Genomic DNA, 25363 nt, shown 5'->3' with positions numbered 1-25363 from the left:
TATCTACTCCTTTAAAACTGCTTGGATATAGATAGTAGGATCCGCTAATCCTTTAGCAGCTTGATCAATATACGGATAAAACCATTCAGCACCAATACCAAGTGTGACCGAAATGGCTACTAGAAGAGTAATCGGAAATAATAAACCATTTGTCGTTCCTTTTTCTTCTTCCTTCTTAAGCTTTGCTTCACCCCAAAAGCCATTAATAAAAATTCTCATGACTGAGTATAGAACGAGTAGACTAGAGAGTAAAATTGCACCAACAAGGACGTAATGTTCGGCTTGTAGTCCACCTTGAACAATTAATAGCTTGCCAATAAAACCACTAAATGGAGGAATACCTGCTAGTGAAATCGCAGCAATAAAGAACATCCACCCAAGATAAGGATGGTGAGTAATTAAACCACCCATTTTCCTTAAATTACTCGTCCCAGTAATGACAACCATTGCGCCAACTAATAAAAACAATGCTGCCTTGATCATCATATCGTGTACCAAATAATAAATTGATCCTGCAAGAGATGTTGGCGTAAGGGTAGCAACCCCTATTAAAATGACACCCACTGCGGTGAGAATATTATAGATAATAATTTTTTTAACATCCCAATGTGCAACTGCACCAATAACACCTACTAAAATAGTGAATCCAGCAAGAATCCCTATTAATGTATGGGTAAACCCTGTATCATGGTAGAAAATGATTGTAAAGGTCCGAATAATTGCATACACACCAACCTTTGTTAATAATGCACCGAACAGGGCAGTTATCGGTATTGGTGGTGCATGATAGGAGCCCGGCAACCAGAAAAATAATGGGAAGATTGCTCCTTTTAAGCCAAATACAATTAAAAATAAAATCGAAATGACCGTTGTAATACCCGGCTGGCCTATTTCACTAATCTTAGCTGAAAGGTCAGCGATATTTACCGTTCCAGTCACTGCATACAGATATGCCACTGCAATAACGAAAAGAGCAGAAGAAATGACGTTTACTAAAATATATTTAATTGATTCACGTAATTGAATCTTCGTCCCGCCGATAACAATTAACACATAGGAAGACATTAACATGACCTCAAAGAATACAAAGAGGTTAAAAATATCACCTGTTAAAAATGCACCAAGAACCCCGACAGTTAAAAATTGTACTGCTGCATAGTAATAGTAAGATTCACGTGCCTTACCAATATTTCTGAAGGAATATATGAGACAAGTAAAAACAATGATGCTTGCTGTAAGAACAAGTATCGCTGCAAGCATATCTGCAACTAGAACGATACCAAATGGTGCCTTCCAGCTACCAAGCTGCAATGTTTGAATCCCGTCAGTGAATACAGTTTGTACGAGATAACCAGCTACTAGTACAGTTATCAATGTTGAACAAAAGCTAATCCATCTTTGAACCTTAATATATTTATTGAAAAAGATAAGGATAATCCCAGTTAGTAATGGGATTAGGATCGGAAGGATAACAACATTATTCATCATTATCACTTCCTTTCAATAAATCCATATTATCTGTTCCAAGCTCCTGATATGCTCGATAAGCAAGAACTAGAAAAAAGGCAGTAACCCCAAAGCTTATCACGATTGCAGTTAAAATAAGTGCTTGAGGAAGTGGATCAACATACTGCTCTGTCCCTTTCACAAGTACAGGTGCACTACCTTGCTTTAATCCGCCCATTGTTAAAATCAATAAATGAGCACCATGGCTCAGTAAGCCTGTACCAATAATAATTCGAATCAAACTTTTTGATAGCATTAAATAAGTTGCTGCTGCAAAAAGGATTCCGATTACAATTGAAATTAAAACTTCCATTAATCATCATCCTCTCCGATTGTTTGAATAATGGTCATCGTTACACCGACAACGACTAAGTACACACCCGTATCAAATAATACAGCAGTCGCTAGCTCGGTTTCACCGAAGATGGGGAGATCGAAATGACCAAAGGAATGTGTTAAAAATGGTACTCCGAATAGAAAGGAGCCAATTCCAGTTCCAGCTGCAAATAATAGACCAAGAGCAGCGACCTTCTTAAAATCAAATGGCAGAATTGTCGTGATTGTTTTTAAATCAAATGCTAATAGCAGCAAGACGATTCCTGCTGATGTAATCAATCCACCTACAAATCCTCCGCCAGGTGAATTATGGCCTGCAAAAAAGAGAGTAAGGGAGTAAGCAAAAATAATGAAAACAGTAATTTTTGTTACGGTTTGTAGAATCAGATCATTCGTTTTCATTGTCCTTTCCCCCTTGATAAGCGTAGTCGAATCATTCCAAAAATCCCAAGTGCTGCAATTCCTAACACCGTAATTTCGAATAAAGTATCGAAGCCACGGAAATCAACTAAAATGACATTGACGATATTTTTACCGCCAGCTTCCTTGTAGCTATTTTCAATAAAATAGCTTGAAATGGATTCAAATAATCGATTGCTATTTGCTGATAAGGCAATCAGTGTAACAATCGTTCCCACACCTAATGATATGACCAGGTTTGTAACTTTGAAACGTAGCTTCTTTTCCTTCTTCTTAAGTTCTGGAAGGTAATAAAAACATAGCAAAAATAAAGCAACAGATACAGTTTCGATCACAAGTTGTGTTAATGCTAGGTCTGGAGCTCGGAATAGAATAAAGAATAACGAGACGCTGTACCCAACAGCACCAAGCGCAATAATTGCTGTTAATCTTGATTTGGCAAAAAGAATAGTAACGACTCCAGCAACTAAAACAAGTGAAAGAACAGCCTCATATAGCCTAATTGGTGCAACATGTGTTAAATCGATTGCGAATGCATCCTTAATAACTAATGAACTTCCCAATGCCAAAATGAAAAATGAGAAAATGACAACTAAATAATCGCGGATTACCCCAGTCATATAAAAGCGATTTAGAGTTGAAGCTGTTTTTTCGATTGATAGTAACACATAGTCATATAAATTGTTGAGTGTTAAGCGCTTTGAAAAGACATTATATAGTTTTGACCACTTCGCCAAAGTTAGGAATAATAAGGCTCCAAGTGCAAAGACACCTAACGTCATTTTTAGTTCAGTATTCCAGCCGTGCCAATATTCAATTTCAATTGCTGCCATTTTACCTTCAACAACCCTTGGCATGATAGAGGCAACAGCAGGTTTAATAATGCTTGGCACTAGAAGATTTGCAAAAAATCCAAAGATGATGACTAAAGAAGCTAAAATAATTGGTGGGATCAAAATTCCAATCGGCGCTTCATGTGGCTTCTTCGGCAATTTTTCAGCTTGAAGCTTGCCTGTAAATGTCTTAAAGACAAGAATCATACTATAAACAAATGTGAACACACTTCCAACCCAAGCGATAATAGGGAAGAGAACACCCCATGTTTCCATATTGAAGATATCAAGAGTTGTCACATTCACCATCGCTGTAAAGAACATTTCCTTACTTAAAAAGCCATTAAATGGTGGGATCCCAGCCATTGAGAATGTACCAATCACAGCTAATGTGAAGGTAATTGGCATTATTGACATCAGTCCGCCAAGCTTACGAATATCCCTTGTCCCTGTTTCATGATCGACGATACCAGCAACCATGAACAAGCTTCCTTTAAAGGTTGCATGATTGATTAAGTGGAACACAGCAGCAACGATTGCAGCCATGTATAGATTGTCAGGTACATCAATAAAATGAATTGCTGCTGAACCAATTCCAAGTAATGACATAATCATCCCTAGTTGGCTGATGGTTGAATATGCCAATATCGCTTTTAGATCTGTTTGTTTAACTGCATTGAAAGACCCCCAGAAGAGTGTGAAAAGACCAAATGATGAAATGATCCAAAACCACTCACTCGAACCGGCAAATATCGGGCTCAGTCTTGCTACTAAATATATCCCTGCTTTAACCATTGTTGCTGAATGTAAATACGCACTAACTGGAGTAGGTGCTTCCATCGCATCAGGCAACCAAATATGGAATGGAAATTGTGCTGATTTTGTAAAAGCACCAAGTAATACAAGTAGCATTGCTGGAATAAACAGTGGATGATCAGGTAAGGTACTAACTTGTGGAATCATTTCACGAATACTAAATGTATCTGTCATGATTGAAAGTAATATAAATCCTGCAAGCATTGACAGTCCGCCGAATACGGTTATAAGCATTGATTTTTGTGCTCCATAGCGAGACTTTTCACGAGTATACCAGTATCCAATTAATAAAAATGACGATAGACTTGTAAGCTCCCAAAAGGTATACAGTACAATGATATTGTCAGAAAGGACTACTCCAAGCATAGCTCCCATGAAGCAAAGCAAATACACGTAAAACGTATGTAAGGATTCCTTGACCTTAGATAAATAGTAAATAGAATAGAGGACAACTAATGCACCGATCCCAGTGATTAAAAGAGCAAATAATAGTCCTAACCCATCTATATAGGCAGTAAAATTAACCCCAATTGATGGAATCCAGTTTGCCGTTTTAATAACCGTTTTTCCATTCATTGTCTCGTTCAAAAATTGAAGAAAATATGTGAATAAAAAAATCGGTAATAGTAGTACAAACCAACCAGTATGTATCTTATGTATGTATTTACGGAAAAAAGGTACAAAAACAGCCATTAAAAATGGAGACAAAATGGCCCAATGTATGAGTGACAAAACACTACCCCCTCTGTATGTATTAATCATTATAGTGTGTGTTCAAAAAGGAGGACAAAAAGAGCCGAGAAGGTCAAGGCGGCGAAGCTACGAGCAGCGGAATGTATGCTTTTAATACATGAGCAGCGCAGAAGTGAGCCAACGAAGAGATTCGACAGCTATTTTTCCCGGACTTTTTGAACAACCTCTTATAGTTCAAATTATATACTAAAGGATTTGAACTTGCATGCTTGCCACCTTCTATTATCAGGCATTTCGACCAAAGTTATTAAATAAGTAGAAACACGTATTAAAATGCAAAAAAAATTTTTTATTTCGTATAAAAATACACTCATAATTAAATGCTAGTAGCAAGAGGTGATTCTTTGTGAACGCAAGAAAAATGATCGTGGCAGTATCAATTTTTTGTATACTATTCATTGGAGCAGTCATATTGAATGTGCAAACAAAAAGTAGGAATGTAGTGGAGATGGGGGACAGAAATACTAAGTCTTTCCAAATTCAAACAATAACCAATGAAAATAAAGCTGATACGTTAAAATTAAGACCAAGGGAATATATCAGGATTTATTCAGAATAGAAAAAATGGATGAGAACATTGTCTCATCCTTGTACACTATTCCTTCTTACAATTGGCAATGGTATTGATTTATTATGAAACATCATAATTAGTAGGGAAGATAATAGTGTAACTAATAATAACAGGAAAGCAGCAAGTAAGTTTGAGCCAGTTTGTAGACCTGCTGTTAAATCTTTAGAATGGTCTGTAATGAAGCTTTTAATTTCATCATCAGTTGGAAAATTGGAGAGTAGTAAAAATTCCTTATTATCAACATCGTAATAATAGAAATCTCGTTTCTTTATATAGAATATTCCATCACGTTGTAATTTATATTCCACAAGTGCAACGACGACATTCGATGTAATTGACTCAATTTTTTCTTCATTTTCTTCTGTGTTAGGGTCATCCTTTGATACAACAGTTGTTACTTCTGCTTGTTTCGAAACTGATTCAATTATTTGTGCAGAACCATTGTGATAATAACTTGCTTCTTTTAGCTTTTCATTTACTGCATTGGTAAAATCAGAGTTCGCAGCATCATTCCCATTTGCATAGATAGCGCTAGGCTGCAGCATTAAAACGAATCCTATTAGACAAGCAAACATAATCTTTCCCATCATACCCCCACTTTCTTTTCATTTTCATAGCTTCTATACTATGTTTATTTCATAAAAAAAGATTTACGACTAAAATTAAAATAGTTTATTAGTGATTCGAAAAGTGTGATAAAATATTTTGATGTTATGTATTTTGTTCGAGAATGTATGTGAGGATTTAAATCATGAAAAATACGTATTTTACAGGTTATTTTCCACTTATATCAATCATGCTTTTTAGTATTTCACTCGCAATTTATACTGAAATCAATGCATTGGTACTATTAAAGCAAGTTGGTATTTATCGTGGAATGCAAGAGTTCTTTTCGGTAGCTGGAATTAATTTAGCGATTTTCTTTTTATTCTTTTTGTTCTATTTCATGTTATTTGCAGCATTAAAATTAATAGCGGATACATTATTGGAATTATCTTTGTTGTTTTTTTCTAAGGATCGTAAAGGGGATAGTTTGCAGCGAATACGAATGGGTTCAACTTTTTATCTCGTAGGTGCTGTAGCATCTTTATTTTCAATTAACTCCTTGTATGGGATTATCGGAATCTTTTTCCTTGTTACTGTTATTTATTTTATTTATTTTGTGTATAAAATTCATGCCACCCTATCATTTACAGGATTAATCGGGATTGTTTTTTTTCATATCTTGATTTGGTGTACTTTTTTTACGACAGTCATTTATTTGTGTATAAAGCTGTACAATAGTATGATTGCGAGTTTACCGATTTAACTTTATTCAGCAGAAGTCTCCCACATCTATAAGTGGTGAGATGAATGCAAACGGGTTTCAATTGAGTTGGAGTTCAAACACAGACTGAATAAAGTTAAAGCCTCCGGCGGATGCCTCAGATTTTTAAAGGAAGCTTTTCGAGCAAGCTCGAAAAAATCTGGGCGCAAATACGCCAAGGCGCATTTGATATGAGAAAAAGCGAGTTGATTATTCACTCGCTTTTTTCATTATATCTCTCCAAATTTGAATTTGTGGTTTAATACGTTCAACCTTACGGATACTTTTGGATTCATCATTACCAATCCAGACACCGGCTGTGTAATTACTTGTCATCCCGATAAACCAAAGATCCTTCACGTTATTAGTAGTCCCTGTTTTACCTCCAATATAGCTAGTTTGAAAGTTTGCTTTTTTCCCTGTCCCAGTCGTAACGACTTCATGTAAGATGGAACGCATCTTTTGATTTGCAGCCTGACTCCATGCCTGAATTGGCTCATCATGCCATTCATAAAGAGTGTTTCCATTCAAATCGGTTACCCTTTTAATTCCATGAGCACGAATAAACTTTCCATCATTAGAAAATGTCGTAAATGCATTTGTCATTTCCAAAGGGGACATACCGTATGAAAAGCCTCCAAGTGCTGCCGGAAGACTTTGGTCAGCTGGAACCACTTTTGAAAACTGTAGCTTTTGCAAATATGAAAATGCAGTTTGTACACCTAAATCGTCTAATAGTCTAACAGCAGGCGTGTTGTATGAATTTTTTAAAGCTGTCTTTAAGCTTACATAACCATATTGCCCTCCACCATAATTCTTCGGGCAATATCCATTTTTGCAAAAATTATTAGCATTGATCATTTTTGATACAGATGCACCAGTTTTATCAAAATAGGGTGCATAGACTAATAATGGCTTAATCGATGATCCAGGTTGTCTAAATGCTTGATAGCCTCGATGAAATGAATATTTCTGATAATCTTTACCCCCGACAATGGCAACTAATTGATTTGATGTATGATCAATAACTGCAGCAGCACCTTGAATATCATGATAGGGTAGGCGAGTTTTAACAGATTGGACAGCAGCATTTTGAATAGTCGGGTCAAGTGCAGTTTCAATAATAACACCAGATGTAAGAACAGATTTTACCTTTTCATCAAACTTTTTCTGAAGTTTTTTACGTTCATTTGTATCTTTTTCTTGTTCTAAAATTTGATAGTAGCCTTCCTGGGTCCAAATCAATTCTTCAAATTCATTCATAATGTAAGTTGAATAATCAGGATAGAGGTCCGGGCCAGTAGAGATTTTGAGTTTAATAGGTTCTTTGAATGCGATATCATATTGGTCCTTAGTGATTACTTTTTCATTTAAAAGATTTGTTAGGATTCTTTCCTGTCTTTTTTTTGTATTTTCAAAATGAGTGATAGGATTATAGACAGTTGGGTTATTAGGAATAGCACTAAGAAATGCTATTTTTGCCAATGATGCATTTTTAATCGATTGATTAAAATAGTAACGGGAAGCTGCTTCAATTCCATATACCCCATTTTGATAATAAATCGCATTGATATATAAGGCTAGTATTTGATCTTTCGATAACCTTCGTTCAAGTTGATATGAATAAAGAAGTTCACTTAACTTTCGATTATATGTTTTTTCTGTAGTTAAAAATAAATTCCTGGAAAGCTGCTGGGTGATTGTGCTTCCTCCTTGTTCGATGGACTCACTTTGAAGATTAATAAGAGCAGCACGACCAATCCCTGTAATATCAAAACCAATATGCTCATAAAAATGTTGATCCTCAATTGAAATAAATAACTCTTTGACAATTTGCGGAATTTCATCGAATGGCAATACAATTCGATTCTCGCTTTGGTGGATGTCTGATATTACTTTTCCCATTGAATCTTTAATAAAACTTGTTTGGTTTAAGCTTACCGTTTCAATTGGAATTTTATCATCAAGCACCTCTGGTAAACTATTCGCTGATTTTAATTCTGTATTTGCGTGAAATAATATAAATATAAAAAATATAAATGTAATGAAGATAATTGAAAATCCAGTTAATGCTCTCATAAAAACACTCATCTCTAGCAGACTTTATTATTCTATTATAAAAAAACAGATGGCATCTGACCATCTGTTTTTTACGATAATATTCTATGCTGCATGATGTTGCGATTTTTCTGATTGTCGAACGACACTCATCCAGAGGATGACAGCACCAAGTAAAAACAATCCGCTTGTAACGAAGAAAACAGATGAGATTCCGAAAAATCCACTAATGATTCCCCCAGTAATTGGACCAATCACATTTCCGAGGAATTTAAAGCTTTGATTATAGCCCAACACTTCACCTTGCATTGAAAGTGGTGCCACTTGGCGAATATAGGCGGTCATACATGGAATGATGCCACCTACTGCCATTCCGAATATAAACCGACAAAGGACAAGCTGCCATAAATCGGTAACGAGTGCTTGCGGTATGAACAAAATCGCAGCAGCAATCATTAAAATCATTAAAATACGCTCATGCCCATTTTGATCGCCTAATTTACCCCACTGTCTTGTAAATAATAAATTTCCAAAACCAGTTGCTGAAAATGCTAAGCCTGCTAAAAAGGCGATATTACTTGAACTGCTCAATTCAGTAACATATAGAGCAAGTAATGGCTGGATGCTAAAATTACCAACTTGAATTAAGAAGGAAATAAAGATAATGGTTAGTAAGACGGGATTATGAAAGATATGGACTATTACTTCTTTTCTTGTATATTTCTTCAGCTTCAAGCTTTCTTCAGTTGGACGTACCTCTTTCACACCAACTGCAACTAATAATGTTGCTAGTAGAATGACAGTAGATGTTAAAACAAATGTGTATTGAAAGCCGACGGCATCCGCAAGCATACCGCCAAGTAAAGGGCCAAATAGACTACCGGATACATTCCCCATTTGTAATGTACCAAGGGTTCGGCCAGCAATTTCTTTTGGAGTTTGCGCAGAAATGAGCGCAAGAGATGTAGGAATAAATCCAGTAACTGCACCCATAAATAGGCGTAGAAAAAACAATTGACCAACAGATGTCACATAGCCCATTAAAAATATGCTAATTGCAATTCCAGTTCCAGTAATAAGTAAGATTTTCTTATAGCCATTTTTATCCCCAAAGCGTCCCCATAGTGGTGAAATAAAAAAAGCTGTTACGAATGTAGCAGCAAATACGAAGCCTGCCCAACGTTGTACATAGCTCTCAGAAAAATTGCCAAAGGTTTCAATATATAACGAGAGAAAAGGCATAATCATTGTGGCACTAGCAGCAATAAAAAAGTTCGCAAACCACATGATCATTAGATTTCTTTTTGCTGTTTGGATAGTAAACACCTTCTTGATTCGAATATTTCGGTTTCCTAAATATTATAGAATATTATTTCGAATTTTTAAAGTGTTACGATTATATATATATTTTTAAATATATTCTGAATAATTGTGGAAAACATGATATAATTGGTTTAATTACTTCATGCTCGTTAAACTTTATTCAGCAGAAGTCTCCCACATCTATAAGTGGTGAGATGAATGCAAATTATTTTCCAATTCAGTGGGGGTTCCCGACTGAATAAAGTTATAGCCTCCGGCGGATGCCTCAGATTTTTAAAGGAAGCTTTTCGAGCGAGCTCGAAAAAATCTGGGCACAAATACGCCAAGGCGCATTTGATTAAATAAAGGAAAGGGTAGCGAAGGAGGAAAGAGAATGGATGATAAACACCAGTATTTGTTTATTGACTTCGAATTTACAATGCCGGAGGGAAAATATAACCCGCATGGTTTTTATCCGGAAATTATTGAGGTTGGACTAGTTTCTGTCATCAATCAAAAAGTGATAGATCAATTTTCTTCATACGTTAAGCCTGTTAAATTCCAGACATTAACTGAAAGATGTAAATCATTTTTGCATATTACGCAAGAACAAGTGAATAATGGACTATCATTTGTTGACTTGGTTGATAAATTTGCTCAGTGTGAGGGTACATCTCCAAGTACAATTATTACGTGGGGAAATATGGATATGAAGGTACTTCGTCATAATTGTCAAAAGGCAGGAGTTCAGTTTCCTTTTAAAGGAAAGCAGCGTGATTTATCAATGGAATATAAACGATTTTTTGGTGATCAAAATCAAACTGGATTGTGGAAAGCTGTACAGGAGTATGGGAAAGAAGGGACAGGCAAGCATCACTGTGCATTAGATGATGCATTAACAACCTTGAATATATTTAAATTAGTTGAAAATGATAAACGGTATTTAGCTAAGCCAGAGCCAACAACAATTGGAGACCGTGTAGATCTTTCTAAGCTATTAAATAAATTTGCTTTATAAAAACCAATTTACTTATATGAGTAAATTGGTTTTTTATTGTTTTCCAGGAAATTATAAAATTTAAACATGTGGATATCTTTTAATAAAGTTTATCTACGTTCAGCTCCAGCGCCTAGGCCCTCGAGGTCAAATAACCTGATGCAAGAAAAGTCAAAGTGCGACTTTTTTGCATCAGAACATTTGCTTGTCGGGCCTGGACAAGGCGCTTGCGCTTTTGTTCTTTGCAGCCTCTTCGTATGCAAGAATTGACAATCTGTTTTTAAAATGATTCAGATTCCAATAGGTTATCCTAACACCAAGGAGGGATGCGGTTTGTTTATTGGACATAAATTTGAAGGGGACCATACGATTATTTTACATATGGATCCCAGTCTTCATGAATTTTCAAGTGAATTTGGTGTGCAAAACGATGGAAAGAAGACACATTTAAGTGAAAATATAAAAACATATCTTGCTGAAAAGGTACCGAATTTCACCCCGAATCTGGTAAAGGTTGTCTTAGGTACAATTGTTGTCGCTTCAATTCCGTTTGTAGGAGGACACTCATCAAAGGTTAAAGCAGCAAGTAATGATACTCCAACGGTTCAAACCCTTTCCACACATACTGTCACAAGTGGAGATACATTATATGGAATTGCAAATAGATATCATCTTTCTGTTAATCAACTTATGCAATTAAATAACCTAACTAATCATACGATATATCCAGGTCAAACTCTGAAAATTAATGCCATTTCCAATACAAATTCGTATACAGTCAAAACTGGGGATACTTTATATTCTTTAGCAAAAAGTAAACATATAAGTGTTGACCAATTAAAGCAATTAAATCAATTAACATCAAATACGATCTATCCTGGACAAACATTAATTTTATCTGGGTCGGCAGTAGCAGGTAGCACTTATACTGTACGCGCAGGGGATAGTTTGTATGGAATTGCAAGAAATCATAATATAAGTGTGGAACAACTGAAAAGAATCAATAACTTATCAAGTAATACTATTTTTATTGGACAAACTCTCAATATTTCAGGTACTACTCAAGAAGCTCCATCACAGGATAACATGATTCAAGTTAAGCGGGAGCTAGTCCAGGATGCTTATCATTATATTGGAGTACCATATAAATGGGGTGGAACAACACCAGCTGGATTTGACTGCTCAGGCTTTGTTTCCTTTATGTTTGACCAGCATGGGATTGATATTCCACGTGTTACATCTGGAGATTATTATCAAATGGGGACAGCTGTTTCAAAAGGTAATCTCGAGCCGGGGGATCTTGTATTTTTTGCGGTGAATGAACCCGGTAAGATATCACATGTAGGATTTTATGTAGGTAACAATGAATTTATTTCAGCGACTTCATCGAAGGGAATCGCTGTTGTTTCATTGGATAATGTGTATTGGTCAAAATACTATGTAGGTGCAAAGCGGGTCGTGTAAGTTCGGGAATACATCTCGTGCATATCCCGATTCCTTTCGTCATAAACAATAAAACTGGGCCCAAATAAGGCCCAGTTTTACCTGGAAATTTGTAATATGTATAGTTAAATCACGCACATCATAGAGTTTTACTTAAAATAATCCTTCTCCAATGATGATACACAATCTAAACTTCGTTTTGCCCACTCAGTACCCTCTTCTTCTAAACCAAGTTTCATTTTATTGATTGCATCTCGCAATGATTCCTTATATTCTGGAATTGACTCTGTATATAAACGAACCATCTTTTTAGGGACATTTGTTTGTTCATTAAATGCTAATGCTCGACGTTCTTGGAAAAATGGAACATTAACATCTTTGGGTGAATGAATATCACCTTGCATCGGATGCCTCAATACCGCCTTCACCTTAACGAGATAGTGTTCGGGACGGATATTTGTAATTTCTCCAATATATTTTCCTGTTTTATAGATTCCGGTAACGACATCACCTATTTTAAATTCCTCGTGATTCATGTAACCACTCCTTTTCCATACATTATACTTAATCTTGTGATACACTTCTAGGAAAGAAACCTTATATGCTATAATTAGAGGGGTTCATAATAAGTGGTTGAAAGGTAGTGTGGAAATGCTGCTATATAATATTTTATATTTGTTTTTATATTTTCCAGAAGATAAATCAGAATATATTCCTGCTGCGATAACGAGTATTATCTTTATTATTTTTACAATATTAGCGACACGATTTTTTATTAAGCATTCGAAAAAAGAGGCTGAAAAAACAAGAGAATTAGAAGAAAAAATCATGAATAATGAAAACGAGAATCTTTAAACTTACCGGGTGATTATATGGAAATTAGAAACACAAATATTGAATTAATGATATTGCTCCAGGAGTGGGACCCATTCGGACATGGGGAGGGTTCCTATGAAACAGAAGCGGTAGATGTCATTCAGGCTGTTCATCAATTGGATGATCCAAAGAAACTAGCTAGAAAAATCCAAGCAATTTATGAATTTTCGTTCGAAGAAATCATTCCACTCAATGAATGTGAAGTGATTGCAACAAGGTTACTTCTGATTAAAAATAATGCATCATGCGAACTTTAAATAAAGTGGTCGGCACACAACGCCAACCACTTTATTTTATTCTAGATTCATTCTTTGATTACAGAGAAAATTCAAAATGTGGGTATAGACTTCTTCAGGTCGTTCTTCCGGTACGAGATGTCCTGTATTTTCGAGTGCAATAAATATTGAGTTCGGCAAGTCTTGGTGAAGTCTTTTTCCAATTGAAACTGGTACTACCTTATCCTTCTCCCCCCATATGAGAAGCGCAGGAGTCTTTATTTTATGTAAATCTTCCGGGGGTAAATCTCCTTCACGTTGACGAATCATTCGAGTTAAAGCCATGAAGATTCGATGATCTAAAAAGGGTTCAGAATAACCATTAATCATTTCTTGATCAATAAGAGAATGATTGTAGACGACATTAAGCAAGTTATGCTCGACACCTTGTTGCTCCAGCCGACGCTTCACTATTAAATGGAAAAAAGGGATGTAAGAAGAATAGATCAATGGCTTAGCCATTCGTTTTAAATAGCCTGAACTACTTAATAACACAAGTCCATTCACTAATTCTGGTTTTTGCAATGCTGCATACATACAGATTTGACCACCCATTGAATGACCTACAAAAATTGCCTTTGAAATATGAAGCTGTTCTAATAGTTGAATCATAATAATGGACATATTATGATATGAATGCTTGAAACGGGTCGACTTTTCACTTTTACCAAAAGGAGGTAGATCGATCGCAAGCACTGTAAAATCCTTTTCCAATAAAGGGATAAGTCTCCGAAAGCTAAATGTTGATGACAAAAACCCGTGTACAAGTACAATTACTGGTTTATTGGATTTATCTCCAAAAAGTTCATAATATATATTAATCCCGTTAACCTTTTGCGTAAATAAATGATTTTCCATCACTTTCCACCTGCCTGACCTTCTTAGTTTTTCCTTGTTCAATAGAATAACTCTAACAAAAAAATATCATTACCTCAAAAAAAGTACTATTTTAAAATAAAAAATTTGATATAATTATGAAAAAATTCTAACTCATTAGGAGTGAACGACATGGTTTTACATGAAACTGAAATTGAAATTTTAGGCATTATTGAAAACAATGGAAGATTACCGATTGAAACAATAGCAAAGATGGTTGGCAAAAGTATTGAACAAGTTGAAGAGATCATTCAAAAACTAGAAAGCTTAAAAATCATTGTTGAATACAACACAATTGTGGATTGGCGCAAGGTTGAGGGACATGAAGGGGTAACTGCGATGATTGATGTCAAGGTAACACCTAAAAGAGGGGTTGGCTTTGATGATATCGCTGCAAAAATCTACCGATTCAAAGAAGTTAAATCTGTCTACTTAATGTCTGGAGCCTATGATTTATCAGTTGTGATTGAAGGACGAACAATGTCAGAGGTTGCACATTTTGTTTCTGAAAAACTGTCTACACTAGATTCAGTTCTATCGACAACAACTCATTTTATACTGAAGAAGTACAAGCATGATGGAACTATTTTTGATCAAGGTGATGAAGATAAAAGGATTGTGGTGTCACCATGAAATCAGATAAATCTCGCTACTTATCAAACATTGTAAAGGAACTAAAACCATCAGGAATCAGACGTTTCTTTGATCTTGCAGCAAATATGGAAGGGGTAGTCTCACTTGGTGTTGGAGAACCTGATTTTGTAACACCATGGTCCATTCGAGAGGCAAGTATTGCATCACTTGAACAAGGCATCACGTCCTATACAGGAAATGCAGGTTTGATTGAACTAAGAAGAGAAATTTCCTATTACTTAAAGAGATCCTTTCAGATCGAATATTCGCCTGAAACTGAAATTATTGTCACGGTTGGGGGCAGTCAGGCTCTAGATCTTGCACTGCGGGCGATTGTAAATCCTGGTGATGAGGTAATTATCGTAGAGCCTACTTTCGTATCATATGCTCCTCTTGTTTCATTGGCGGGTGGTGTTCCTGTACCAATTCATACGAAACGTGAAAACGAATTTAAATTACAACCAGAAGAAATTGAAAAAGTGATTACGAATCGAACAAAGGCAATATTAATTTGTTCTCCGAATAATCCAACCGGAACAATGTTAAATAGACACGAACTTGAAGCAATTGCGAAGATTGTTGAAAAGCATGATTTATTAGTGATATCTGATGAAATTTATGCAGAACTATCATATGAAGATCAGTATACGAGTTTCCCAAGTATTAAGGGAATGTATGATAGGACAATTTTAGTTTCAGGATTTTCTAAAGGCTTTGCGATGACCGGTTGGCGTCTAGGTTATGCCGTAGCACCGAAGGAAATCTCGCAAGCAATGCTTAAAATTCATCAATATACAATGATGTGTGCTTCTACGATGGCTCAATATGGTGCGATTGAAGCACTCAAGAATGGAATGCAGGATGTTGAGCATATGAGAAAAAGCTATCGCCAACGCCGAAACTATTTTGTTGCTTCTTTACAAGAGCTTGGCCTTTCTTGTCACATGCCTGGTGGTGCATTTTATGCATTTCCTTCGATTCAAAGCACTGGCTTAACGTCAGAGGAATTTGCTGAACGATTACTAATGGAGGAAAAAGTAGCGGTCGTACCAGGGAATGTATTTGGTGAAAGTGGTGAGGGCTTCATTCGCTGCTCCTACGCTTCCTCACTGGAACAATTGCAAGAAGCCATTAAACGAATGGGACAATTTTTAAATAGATTGTAATTAACAAAAAAATGGACAAAACCTTTATAAGGGTTTTGTCCAAACAACAAAAGGGGGAATACTAGAAAGCCTTTTGTTAGTAGGTTAGCCGCAAATAAGAAATATATACATATACTTACCTCATTTACCTCTTTTTTTGCAATTTTTATCCCCATTCTTAAAATTCTATGAAACATTTCGTTATATTCCAACGTTACATGATTGAGAAAAGGGGGTCTTTCATATGGATGAAGAAGATCTAATACGACTTGCAAGAAAAGGTAATATGTCTGCCTTTCAACAATTACTTGAACAATACTATCCTGTCGTTGAGCGTTTTGCTTATCAATTGGGTAATCATAAAAACGATATTCCTGATATTACACAGGAAGTTTTTATCCGAGTCTATCGCTTTTTAGATCAATTCTCACAAGCAAAGTTTTCTACATGGTTATATAAAATCACATTGAATGTAACAAGAGATATGGCAAGGAAAAGAAGCCAACATCTTAAAAAGGTTTTAAAAATAAAGCAAGAACATATTGAACAGGTTCCTGAAGTGGAATCCTATATTTTGCAAAGTGAAGAAGATCGGAATTTGCATAAATGTCTACAAACACTTGATGAAAAATATCGTATACCAATTATCCTGTACTATTTTCATGATAAAAAATACGAAGAGATTTCCGAAATCATGTCCTCCACGCTTTCGACTGTAAAAACGAGAATCCTACGAGGAAAAGCGCTGCTTAAAAAGGCTCTTGAGGAATTAGAGGAGAGGGAGGGTGAAATCCATGGATGAGAAAATGTTTGAAGAACGGTTGACTCAATTAAAATCTGCATATAATGAAATGCCCTCAGTAACAAAAACAGATGAAGTGATAATGAAAATAAAAGAAACTGAAAAGCCTGTTTGGAAACGAAAATTTCATCTACCTTATGTAGCAAGCTTTATCGGAGTACTCATTCTTGGTGGGATTTTATCAACTCAATTCATCTCCGAATATAAGGAAAAATCAAATAGTGAAATAATCCAGCCAGTAAAGGAAGAACAGGTCACAAAGAGTTTAATAGAAGAACATGCGGATGAACTTGAAACATTTTATCAAAAGAGATTGAAAGAACTACAAACTGAATTAAATTTGGACAAAGTTGAGCGTTTTTCATTTGTCATTGAAGCAGAGGAGAAGGTTAGAAATTTTCGGGAGTCTTCACCACTTATTTATGCAAGTGAAAAGAACTTATCAATTCGATATGAAGAAGTAAAGAATGAAATTGATCGGAAATTAATGACACCTAGTCAGGAAATATTGTTACTTACAAAAAGTGAAGAAAATATTCCAGATGAGGAAATAGATGAACTTCTTAATAAGCAGAATGAATTACTTTCGGTATTTCAAAGCAACTGGACAGAATTGTATTGGGAATATTATAAAGGTATACCAAACCATGATGACCTTTTAAATGTCCTAATGAATGATAAGGAATTTCAAGGCACTGATATTGGTAAACTTGCTCTGGATTTAGTTGAAAATGGTTATGATGTGATTAGTTTGGAGGGAATGCCAGAAGTTGCCGTAAATTACAAAAGTGGGGTTAGCAGCCTTCCAAAAATAAGTGAATCGATGAAAAAGTATTTAGAGATTAAGTCATTAAGGGTTGCTGCTGATGGTGGACTTACAATTTCATGGAATGAATTATCAGATCTTATTATTGAGATTGAGAAACTTATTTTAGCTAATAATCAAAGCTTTATCCGCAACGAAGATTTAATTACATTATATTCTCAGTACTTTAACTTTTATATGTATGATCGTCTACCTAATTCATCCATATATGAAAATGATTTATTAAAAGATGAAGTAAAGAAAAGCTATGAGCGGTTTATTTTGTTATATAAAGTTAATCAAGATACAAATTCAGGGAGGGCAATCGAAGCCTTTTATAAATTATTAGAAGAGAATGATTTCAAGCGGGTAACTGAACAAGTTCCTCGCATTCCTCAATTAGTAATAAAATAAAATCATTTGATAAAAATTACCTCTTCATAATTTAATCTGATATGGAAAACCTAAAAGTATGAAATATTCTTTGATTATATGCATAAAATATGATAAAATTTAAAATTGCGTATAAAATAGTGAATAAATTAACGGTTTAGGAGTGTTACCATGTCAGAAAAGTTTGAAGTAGGAAGTGTTGTCAAAGGTAAAGTTACGGGGATTCAAGCGTACGGAGCTTTTGTTGCGTTAGATGAAAATACTCAAGGATTAGTTCATATTTCAGAAGTAACTCATGGCTTTGTAAAAGATGTAAATGAGCATCTAAAAGTTGGCGATGAGGTAAATGTGAAAGTTTTATCAGTTGATGAATCTAAAGGTAAAATCGGTTTATCAATTCGTGCAACAGAAGAAGCACCAGAAAAGCCAGTTGCACAAAAATCAGCAAAGCCAAAGAAGCGCCCAGCACAAGTTCAATATGAAGCTCCTGAAACACCACAAGGCTTCAATACATTAAAAGATAAATTAGAAGAGTGGATTGAACAATCCAATCGTGAAGATTTAATTAAGAAATAACTAATCAATGATAAAAGAGGTAGCGAGTAAGTAGCTACTTCTTTTATTTTACTTTCTTATCTTTTTTCGCGATAATCTTAAATTAAGGAGGCGATTTTCATGAACAATTTTACATATTATAACCCAACAAAGCTTATTTTTGGAAAAGGGCAAGTTGAACAATTAAAGGTAGAAGTGCCGCAATATGGGAAAAAGGTGTTGCTTGTATATGGTGGGGGTAGTATAAAAAGAAACGGATTATATGATCAGGTGTTGGCGCAGCTTCATGAAGTAGGCACAGTGGTTTTTGAATTAGCCGGTGTAGAGCCGAACCCGCGTCTATCAACTGTAAGAAAAGGTATTGAAATTTGTAAAAAAGAGGGTATTGAATTTATATTAGCAGTGGGTGGCGGTAGTGTAATTGACTGCACGAAAGCAATCGCAGCAGGTTCAAAGTACGATGGAGATGTATGGGATTTTATGACACGGAAGGCAGCAGCCAAGGATGCCTTGCCTTTTGGTACTGTTTTAACCCTTGCAGCTACTGGTTCTGAGATGAATTCAGGTTCTGTTATTACAAATTGGGAGACTAATGAAAAATATGGATGGGGCAGTCCACATGTTTTTCCTAAATTTTCGATATTAGATCCGGTGAACACATTCACAGTTCCAAAGGATCAAACTATCTATGGAATTGTTGATATGATGTCACATGTATTAGAACATTATTTCCACCATGTTCCAGGTACGATCACTCAGGATCAATGGTGTGAGTCGGTTTTACGAACAGTGATTGAAACAGCTCCAAAGTTGCTTGATGACTTAGAGAATTATGATCATCGTGCAACAATCCTTTTAAACGGAACCTTGGCATTAAACGGAATGCTTAATATGGGTTATGCAGGGGATTGGGCAACACATAATATTGAACATGCAGTTTCGGCTGTATATGATATTCCTCATGGAGGGGGACTTGCGATTCTATTCCCACATTGGATGATGCACGTACTTGACGAAAATGTGAATCGTTTTAAACAATTGGCTGTTCGAGTATTTGATGTTGATCCAGAAGGCAAAACAGATCGTGAGGTTGCACTTGAGGGCATCAGCAGGCTAAGAGATTTTTGGAATCGCATTGGGGCACCCTCAAGATTAGCCGATTATGACATTGGTGAAGAGAATCTTGAATTAATGTCAGAAAAAACAGTTGTCTATGGTGAATTTGGCCGATTTAAAAAATTGAACAAAGAAGATTCCTTAGAAATATTGCGCGCATCACTGTAGTTTAAGTAAGGAAAAGGCTCATACTAGTTGTTTGGGTCTTTTTCTTAGTTGTATTATGACGAATGTGACCGTGCTCGCGTGCCCGCTACGTTGGGAAATTAAGTGAAATGGTAACGGAAGATGATTTCACGTGCCCGCCACGTTGGGAAATCGAGTGAAATGGTAACACAAGAAGATCTCGCGTGACCGCCATGTTGGGGAATCGAGTGAAATGGTAACGCAAGAAGATCTCGCGTGCCCGCTAGGTTGGGAAATTAAGTGAAATGGTAACGCAGAAGATCTCACGTGCCCGCCACGGCGAAAAAACAAGTGAAATGGTAACACAAGGAGAGCGCGCACACCGGCAATGGTGGGAGTCGAGACGAGTTGAAAAGGAATAACAGTGTATCTGATGAACTTTTTTAAAATATTCACAATTGGTTTCGCTTTCATAACGTACATGCTCTTGATTTACTCAAATGCATTCGTTAAAGTGAAAGAAGCATTAAAAAAAGGAGGAATTGAATATGACACATGTTCGTTTTGATTATTCAAAGGCTTTAACATTTTTCAGTGAGCATGAACTTACATACTTACGTGATGCAGTTAAGGTAGCACACCATTCCATTCATGAGAAAACAGGAGCAGGCAGTGATTTTTTAGGATGGGTTGACCTTCCTTCAGAATATGATAAAGAAGAATTTGCACGTATTCAAAAAAGTGCAGAGAAAATTAAGGCTGATTCAGATATTTTATTAGTGATTGGAATTGGTGGTTCTTATTTAGGTGCTAGAGCAGCGATTGAATGGCTTAACCATTCCTTCTACAATGCACTAACAAAGGAACAACGCAAAACACCACAAGTGATTTTCGTAGGAAATAGTATTAGCTCTACATATATGAAAGATTTAATGGATCTTCTTGAAGATAAGGACTTTTCAATTAATGTCATTTCAAAATCTGGAACAACAACAGAGCCGGCGATTGCTTTCCGTATTTTCCGAAAAGCTCTAGAAGAGAAATATGGCGTGGAAGAAGCACGTAAACGTATTTACGCGACAACTGATAAAGAACGCGGTGCACTAAAAACATTAGCAAATGAAGAAGGCTATGAGTCGTTTGTAATTGCAGATGATATTGGCGGCCGTTATTCTGTATTAACAGCTGTTGGCTTATTACCAATTGCTGTAACAGGTGCGAATATTGAAGCGATGATGAAGGGTGCAAAGCAAGCAAGTGAAGATTTTGCAAAATCAGAGCTTGAAGAAAACCCTGCATACCAATATGCTGCAGTACGAAATGCATTGTACAATAAAGGTAAAACAATTGAAATGCTGATTAACTATGAACCAGGGCTACAATATTTCTCTGAATGGTGGAAGCAGCTCTTTGGCGAAAGTGAAGGAAAAGATCAAAAAGGTATTTTCCCTTCTTCAGCTAACTTTTCAACGGATCTACACTCACTTGGACAATATGTTCAGGAAGGTAGACGTGACTTATTTGAAACAGTGCTACACGTTGAAAAATCCCGTCATGAATTATTGATTGAGGAAGAAGATAGCGATCTCGATGGATTAAATTATTTGGCTGGAAAATCAGTTGATTTTGTTAATAAAAAGGCATTTGAAGGTACGATGCTTGCACATACAGATGGTGGTGTCCCTAACCTTATTGTTCATGTTCCAGAATTGGACGAGTACACATTTGGCTATCTTGTCTATTTCTTTGAAAAAGCATGTGCGATGAGTGGCTATTTATTAGGCGTTAATCCATTTGACCAACCAGGGGTTGAGGCATATAAAGTGAATATGTTCGCACTACTTGGAAAACCAGGATTTGAAGAGAAGAAGGCAGAATTAGAAAAGCGTCTGAAATAATGATAAAAAAAGGAGCGTAACTGTTTACGCTCTTTTTTTCCTAAGTAATTTAACTTTTAATTAACAATAGATAATCACTCTTTCGTATTTCAAGAGAGAGTGGTGGATTAATAATTACATCATCTACTCGTTTTATTCCGATTAAGATTTTACCTTCGTTAAGTAGCTTCTCACTACAGGTCTTGAATGACATCCCAAACAAATCAAAGGTAGCCTCTATAAAATGGAGCTTGCAGCCGTTAACACCAATGAGTAATGATAGCAAAGCTTCTGAAATACCATGTGAAGTGATGCTGTTGACCATTACAAAGCTAGCAAGTCTATTCGTTTGTAGAATTTCATCAGCCCCACCACGCCTCGCATTATTAATCTGCTGTGTCGTTAAAATTTCAACAATGCAATAGATTTCAGGATTCAATCCTTTTATGGCAAGCAACGTAAGGATGGTGATCATATCGGCTTGTACTTCATCTTTACTTTGGTCAGCTGTAATTAGCACCATTTCGGCTTGCTTTACATTTGCTTTTTCTAGTACCGCATCATGAGTAGGGTTTCCTTTTATAAAATGCACATGATTGGTAGGGAGTGGATTTTTTTTCAAACTCTCATCGACTAAAATAATTTCAATATTTATGTTAGATGCTGCAATCTTTGAAATTGTCTCTTTTACACGTTCGTTCCATCCAATGATTAAAACATGCTTATCTCCTTTATATGACACCTTTCCTTCATTATACGAATTTTGGTTGATAAGTGCAGAAGTTGAAATGGTAACAAAATAAGTTGAAACTAAGCCAACCCCAATAAAGATAAGAAGCATTCCAATCATTCTTCCAGTTATTGTTACTGGAGCGAAATCACCGTAGCCAACAGTTGCAGCAGTAACGATAGCCCACCAGACACCTTCAAATATAGTAGGGAATGTTTCAGGTTCAATCATATGTATAATCGTACCAAACAAAGTAATCACAATGATGACAATTGTAAGCATTTTAGAAAAGATTGACCATCTTAAAAATGAAGCTAAAGGACTAGTCGTTCGCATTTTGATCATCCTCTTTCGGAAGAAATGCTAGAACTTCTTTAATTATTGTATTAATTCTTCTTGTGATTTCTTCGTCACCAAAGGTACCCTTTGCCTTTTCAATCGCCTCAATTACTTCTGACTCAAATTCAAAAATTGGTTTGTCTACTTCCGAATCATTGTAAAGCTGGATTACGGCATCTAGCCCTTCATTAAGCTTATCGATTGAATCACTTAAAGTTTTCTTATCTGTTTCATTAAGTTTCATGCCGACTACACCCCTATTTTTACTCTTCATATATTTAGTTTGTGCAAAAGCCTCAACATCTTACATAAAATACAAATCGTATTGACATGACCTCCTTGATGTCGAAATTTTTTTTCATTGAATTCAACTTTCAAGCATACATATAGGACAAGCAGAATTAGGGGGGAATGTTAAAATGGCATATCCAGGTTCAAAGGGATGGTATGTGAAACAATTGAAGGAAAATGGGATTTTACAGCATCCAATTGATCGGAAAAAATTAGAGTTATACAAGACATCTGAGTTAAGGCGACTTTATTTTGATAAAGTAGCCAAAAAAGAACAGCCCTGACAAGGGGAAAAAACAGAGTAACGAAATTGTTACTCTGTTTTTTTAGGATTGAAGTAAAAAATATGAAAAATGAGCGTGAATGGTTGCTGTTATTTTTAATTCTCCGGGTTGGATGGGTGTTGCAGCTTCACTTTTAGCGAACATAGTAGCTTGAAATGGCATTGGTGGAGGCATTTGACTAACTTCTTGTACAAGAATAGGAATAATATTCACTTTTACACCCATCTCATTCGCAAGTGCGGTTGCTTTAGCTTGTGCATTATTTAGGGCTAATGCTAGAGCTTGGCTGTAGTAATTTTGGGGATTTTTTACAGAAAAGTCTATGCTTGTTACAGAATTAGCACCATTTTTTATAGCAGTATCAACAATCATTCCTGTACGAGCTAGATCATTATTTGTTATTTGTAACATGTGAATGACTCGATATCCACGTAAAGTCTGTTTAGAATTTTCATAGTCATAAACCATTTCAACCCGATAATCGACTGTTTTTATATTCTCCTTTTGGATACCAAGTGCGGAGAGTGAGTGGATAACAGATGCAACTTTTTGATTATTTTCCTGTTGTGCAGTTGTTAAATTTTCATTTTCAGTTATGACCCCTAAAGTGATTGTTGACATATCAGGGTTGGCAGAAACAGAGCCTTCACCAGTTAGTTTTAAGAGATTATTGTCATTACGTATGTGAGGGTTACGATATGAAGTAGTGGGTAACCAAGGTAATTGGTTATACATTTTTCTACCCCTTTCCATATAAAGATGATGATCTATACAGTTTATTAACGGAAATTTTGGATGTGTACAAAATTTAAAAATCATTCGTACACAGAAAAAAGATATTTAAGCTAATATTGCATTAAATATCTCATCACTAATTTCCTATCGTATTAATTACTTACCATATTAGACTTATTCCATGACTCACAAATAAAACGAGCATCAGCTGTTAGAAGCTTTTTAGCTTCAGCACGTTCAAATAGGCTTGGATGTTCAGAATAAATTCGTTTTGCAACCGAAAGCTGTAGGTCACGTATATTTTGATTGACAATATATAAAATTTTTAATTCCGTAGTAGTTAATGAATCGAAAGCACCAGATTCTTTTTCCTCTTTAATGATCTTTACCAACTGTTTTGCATTGTCATTTAATAAATGATAATTCCTCACTTCAATTAATCGCTTCCATTCCTGAAGGATTAAAGCTCTTGCTCTACTATAATTTTTCTCAATAACCATTTTATTAATAAGTCGAGTTGCACTTTCAATTTTCAATCCATCCACCCAATCGTTAGTAATATTTACCTATATATTATCTGAATATTTAGACCCAGTCAATAATACTTCGCTAATATCATGGTATAAAGTTCTAATAAAAAAAACACACAAAAAAACAGACTCTATAAAGAGTCTGTTTGGTTTACGTTAATTAAGCTTTAACAACGTTAGCAGCTTGGTCGCCACGGTTACCTTGAGTGATTTCAAAAGTAACTTTTTGACCTTCTTCTAAAGATTTGAAGCCTTCGCCTTGGATAGCTGAGAAATGTACGAATACATCGTCTCCACCTTCGCGCTCGATAAATCCGAAACCTTTTTCTGCGTTAAACCATTTTACTGTACCTTCAAACATGTTTGTTGCCTCCTTGCGTGTAACCACACATAATTAATATCATTCTTGCTTATTTATTATCCAGGCGAAAAGACTTTCCCTACATACCGAACAAACAAAAATAATTCTATTTCATCATAACAGAATAAAAGAAATTAAGCAAATGGTAAAAGTAATTGATTTAACAACTGTTAAGAGTATGAAATAATTAATTGAATTTATAATCCAAATTTTCTGATAACTAATTTTAAAAAGTGATATAATAAATAGTAGCAATTCAAAAAAAGAGAGGTC

At 35.6% G+C, this 25363-nt stretch carries 27 protein-coding genes; 13 read left to right on the top strand and 14 right to left on the bottom strand.

What is annotated here, in order from left to right:
* Positions 1–3 precede the first annotated feature (3 nt).
* The 5 genes from MJG50_RS09220 to MJG50_RS09200 form a co-directional block, all read right to left on the bottom strand.
* Positions 4–1485 (bottom strand): Na+/H+ antiporter subunit D, encoded by a 1482-nt coding sequence (locus MJG50_RS09220; protein ID WP_240255038.1) that lies wholly within the window; start codon positions 1483–1485, stop codon positions 4–6.
* On the bottom strand, positions 1478–1819 hold the full coding sequence (locus MJG50_RS09215) for a Na(+)/H(+) antiporter subunit C (protein WP_240255035.1): 342 nt from the start codon (positions 1817–1819) through the stop codon (positions 1478–1480). Before MJG50_RS09215 ends, MJG50_RS09220 begins: the two co-directional genes overlap by 8 nt.
* Positions 1819–2244 (bottom strand): Na(+)/H(+) antiporter subunit B, encoded by a 426-nt coding sequence (locus tag MJG50_RS09210; RefSeq protein ID WP_240255033.1) that lies wholly within the window; start codon positions 2242–2244, stop codon positions 1819–1821. The genes MJG50_RS09215 and MJG50_RS09210 overlap by 1 nt, the downstream gene beginning before the upstream one ends.
* Complete coding sequence (locus MJG50_RS09205; RefSeq protein WP_240255031.1) at positions 2241–4643, bottom strand: Na+/H+ antiporter subunit A; 2403 nt, start codon at positions 4641–4643, stop codon at positions 2241–2243. The genes MJG50_RS09210 and MJG50_RS09205 overlap by 4 nt, the downstream gene beginning before the upstream one ends.
* 603 nt (positions 4644–5246) lie before the next feature.
* Positions 5247–5822: a hypothetical protein gene (locus MJG50_RS09200; protein ID WP_240255029.1), complete on the bottom strand. Its 576-nt coding sequence runs from the start codon at positions 5820–5822 to the stop codon at positions 5247–5249.
* A 164-nt stretch (positions 5823–5986) separates the two neighbouring features.
* Here MJG50_RS09200 and MJG50_RS09195 point away from each other — a divergent pair, with 164 nt between their 5' ends.
* On the top strand, positions 5987–6544 hold the full coding sequence (locus tag MJG50_RS09195) for a DUF5366 family protein (protein ID WP_240255027.1): 558 nt from the start codon (positions 5987–5989) through the stop codon (positions 6542–6544).
* Between the two features lie 207 nt (positions 6545–6751).
* Here MJG50_RS09195 and MJG50_RS09190 read toward each other — a convergent pair whose 3' ends face one another.
* Together MJG50_RS09190 and MJG50_RS09185 are read right to left on the bottom strand one after the other, a co-directional pair.
* On the bottom strand, positions 6752–8620 hold the full coding sequence (locus MJG50_RS09190) for a transglycosylase domain-containing protein (RefSeq protein WP_240255025.1): 1869 nt from the start codon (positions 8618–8620) through the stop codon (positions 6752–6754).
* 84 nt (positions 8621–8704) lie between these two features.
* Complete coding sequence (locus MJG50_RS09185) at positions 8705–9892, bottom strand: MFS transporter (protein ID WP_275695550.1); 1188 nt, start codon at positions 9890–9892, stop codon at positions 8705–8707.
* Positions 9893–10295: 403 nt separating this feature from the next.
* Between MJG50_RS09185 and kapD the strand changes: the two genes are divergently transcribed.
* Both kapD and MJG50_RS09175 read left to right on the top strand, forming a co-directional pair.
* Positions 10296–10919 carry a 3'-5' exonuclease KapD gene (gene kapD, locus MJG50_RS09180; RefSeq protein ID WP_240255023.1) on the top strand — a complete coding sequence of 208 codons (624 nt, stop codon included), beginning with the start codon at positions 10296–10298 and terminating at the stop codon, positions 10917–10919.
* Positions 10920–11231: 312 nt separating this feature from the next.
* A complete protein-coding gene (locus tag MJG50_RS09175; protein ID WP_240255021.1) occupies positions 11232–12362 on the top strand; it encodes a C40 family peptidase in 1131 nt (376 codons plus the stop codon).
* 128 nt (positions 12363–12490) lie between these two features.
* On the opposite strand, the gene kapB is transcribed toward MJG50_RS09175, so the two are convergent.
* Positions 12491–12877 (bottom strand): kinase-associated lipoprotein KapB, encoded by a 387-nt coding sequence (kapB, locus tag MJG50_RS09170; protein WP_240255019.1) that lies wholly within the window; start codon positions 12875–12877, stop codon positions 12491–12493.
* A 115-nt stretch (positions 12878–12992) separates the two neighbouring features.
* Between kapB and MJG50_RS09165 the strand changes: the two genes are divergently transcribed.
* Both MJG50_RS09165 and MJG50_RS09160 read left to right on the top strand, forming a co-directional pair.
* Complete coding sequence (locus tag MJG50_RS09165; protein WP_240255017.1) at positions 12993–13196, top strand: hypothetical protein; 204 nt, start codon at positions 12993–12995, stop codon at positions 13194–13196.
* Between the two features lie 17 nt (positions 13197–13213).
* Positions 13214–13474 (top strand): DUF1871 family protein, encoded by a 261-nt coding sequence (locus MJG50_RS09160; protein WP_240255015.1) that lies wholly within the window; start codon positions 13214–13216, stop codon positions 13472–13474.
* 36 nt (positions 13475–13510) lie between these two features.
* Here the strand turns inward: MJG50_RS09160 and MJG50_RS09155 are convergent, their stop codons facing one another.
* Entirely contained in the window at positions 13511–14350 is an 840-nt protein-coding gene (locus MJG50_RS09155) for an alpha/beta fold hydrolase (RefSeq protein WP_240255013.1), read from the bottom strand.
* A 150-nt stretch (positions 14351–14500) separates the two neighbouring features.
* Between MJG50_RS09155 and MJG50_RS09150 the strand changes: the two genes are divergently transcribed.
* The 7 genes from MJG50_RS09150 (at position 14501) to MJG50_RS09120 (ending at position 21841) form a co-directional block, all read left to right on the top strand.
* On the top strand, positions 14501–15001 hold the full coding sequence (locus MJG50_RS09150; RefSeq protein WP_240255011.1) for an Lrp/AsnC family transcriptional regulator: 501 nt from the start codon (positions 14501–14503) through the stop codon (positions 14999–15001).
* Entirely contained in the window at positions 14998–16167 is a 1170-nt protein-coding gene (locus MJG50_RS09145; RefSeq protein ID WP_240255009.1) for an aminotransferase, read from the top strand. Before MJG50_RS09150 ends, MJG50_RS09145 begins: the two co-directional genes overlap by 4 nt.
* Positions 16168–16390: 223 nt before the next feature.
* Positions 16391–16948 (top strand): RNA polymerase sigma factor, encoded by a 558-nt coding sequence (locus MJG50_RS09140; RefSeq protein ID WP_240255007.1) that lies wholly within the window; start codon positions 16391–16393, stop codon positions 16946–16948.
* Positions 16941–18167, top strand: a complete 1227-nt coding sequence (locus MJG50_RS09135) for a hypothetical protein (protein WP_240255005.1) — start codon at positions 16941–16943, stop codon at positions 18165–18167. The genes MJG50_RS09140 and MJG50_RS09135 overlap by 8 nt, the downstream gene beginning before the upstream one ends.
* A 150-nt stretch (positions 18168–18317) precedes the next feature.
* Entirely contained in the window at positions 18318–18722 is a 405-nt protein-coding gene (gene yugI, locus MJG50_RS09130) for a S1 domain-containing post-transcriptional regulator GSP13 (protein WP_240255003.1), read from the top strand.
* Between the two features lie 99 nt (positions 18723–18821).
* Positions 18822–19985 (top strand): iron-containing alcohol dehydrogenase, encoded by a 1164-nt coding sequence (locus tag MJG50_RS09125; RefSeq protein ID WP_240255001.1) that lies wholly within the window; start codon positions 18822–18824, stop codon positions 19983–19985.
* A 506-nt stretch (positions 19986–20491) separates the two neighbouring features.
* Positions 20492–21841 (top strand): glucose-6-phosphate isomerase, encoded by a 1350-nt coding sequence (locus MJG50_RS09120; protein WP_240254999.1) that lies wholly within the window; start codon positions 20492–20494, stop codon positions 21839–21841.
* A 49-nt stretch (positions 21842–21890) separates the two neighbouring features.
* On the opposite strand, the gene MJG50_RS09115 is transcribed toward MJG50_RS09120, so the two are convergent.
* Together MJG50_RS09115 and MJG50_RS09110 are read right to left on the bottom strand one after the other, a co-directional pair.
* On the bottom strand, positions 21891–22886 hold the full coding sequence (locus MJG50_RS09115) for a potassium channel family protein (protein ID WP_240254997.1): 996 nt from the start codon (positions 22884–22886) through the stop codon (positions 21891–21893).
* A complete protein-coding gene (locus MJG50_RS09110; protein ID WP_240254995.1) occupies positions 22873–23133 on the bottom strand; it encodes an atypical membrane-integrating protein (Mistic protein) in 261 nt (86 codons plus the stop codon). Before MJG50_RS09110 ends, MJG50_RS09115 begins: the two co-directional genes overlap by 14 nt.
* 175 nt (positions 23134–23308) lie before the next feature.
* Here MJG50_RS09110 and MJG50_RS09105 point away from each other — a divergent pair, with 175 nt between their 5' ends.
* Positions 23309–23464: a YflJ family protein gene (locus MJG50_RS09105; protein WP_240254993.1), complete on the top strand. Its 156-nt coding sequence runs from the start codon at positions 23309–23311 to the stop codon at positions 23462–23464.
* A gap of 42 nt (positions 23465–23506) precedes the next feature.
* On the opposite strand, the gene MJG50_RS09100 is transcribed toward MJG50_RS09105, so the two are convergent.
* The 3 genes from MJG50_RS09100 to MJG50_RS09090 form a co-directional block, all read right to left on the bottom strand.
* Positions 23507–24199 (bottom strand): SIMPL domain-containing protein, encoded by a 693-nt coding sequence (locus MJG50_RS09100; protein WP_240254991.1) that lies wholly within the window; start codon positions 24197–24199, stop codon positions 23507–23509.
* A 152-nt stretch (positions 24200–24351) separates the two neighbouring features.
* Positions 24352–24735, bottom strand: a complete 384-nt coding sequence (locus MJG50_RS09095; RefSeq protein ID WP_240254989.1) for a hypothetical protein — start codon at positions 24733–24735, stop codon at positions 24352–24354.
* Positions 24736–24889: 154 nt separating this feature from the next.
* Positions 24890–25090: a cold-shock protein gene (locus MJG50_RS09090; RefSeq protein WP_240254987.1), complete on the bottom strand. Its 201-nt coding sequence runs from the start codon at positions 25088–25090 to the stop codon at positions 24890–24892.
* Positions 25091–25363 lie beyond the last annotated feature (273 nt).

This window comes from Fredinandcohnia quinoae (assembly GCF_022427965.1).
Taxonomy (GTDB): domain Bacteria; phylum Bacillota; class Bacilli; order Bacillales; family Bacillaceae_L; genus Ferdinandcohnia; species Ferdinandcohnia quinoae.
The sequence above is the reverse complement of the archived record's forward strand: the minus strand, read 5'-3'. Positions and strand labels throughout refer to the sequence as shown.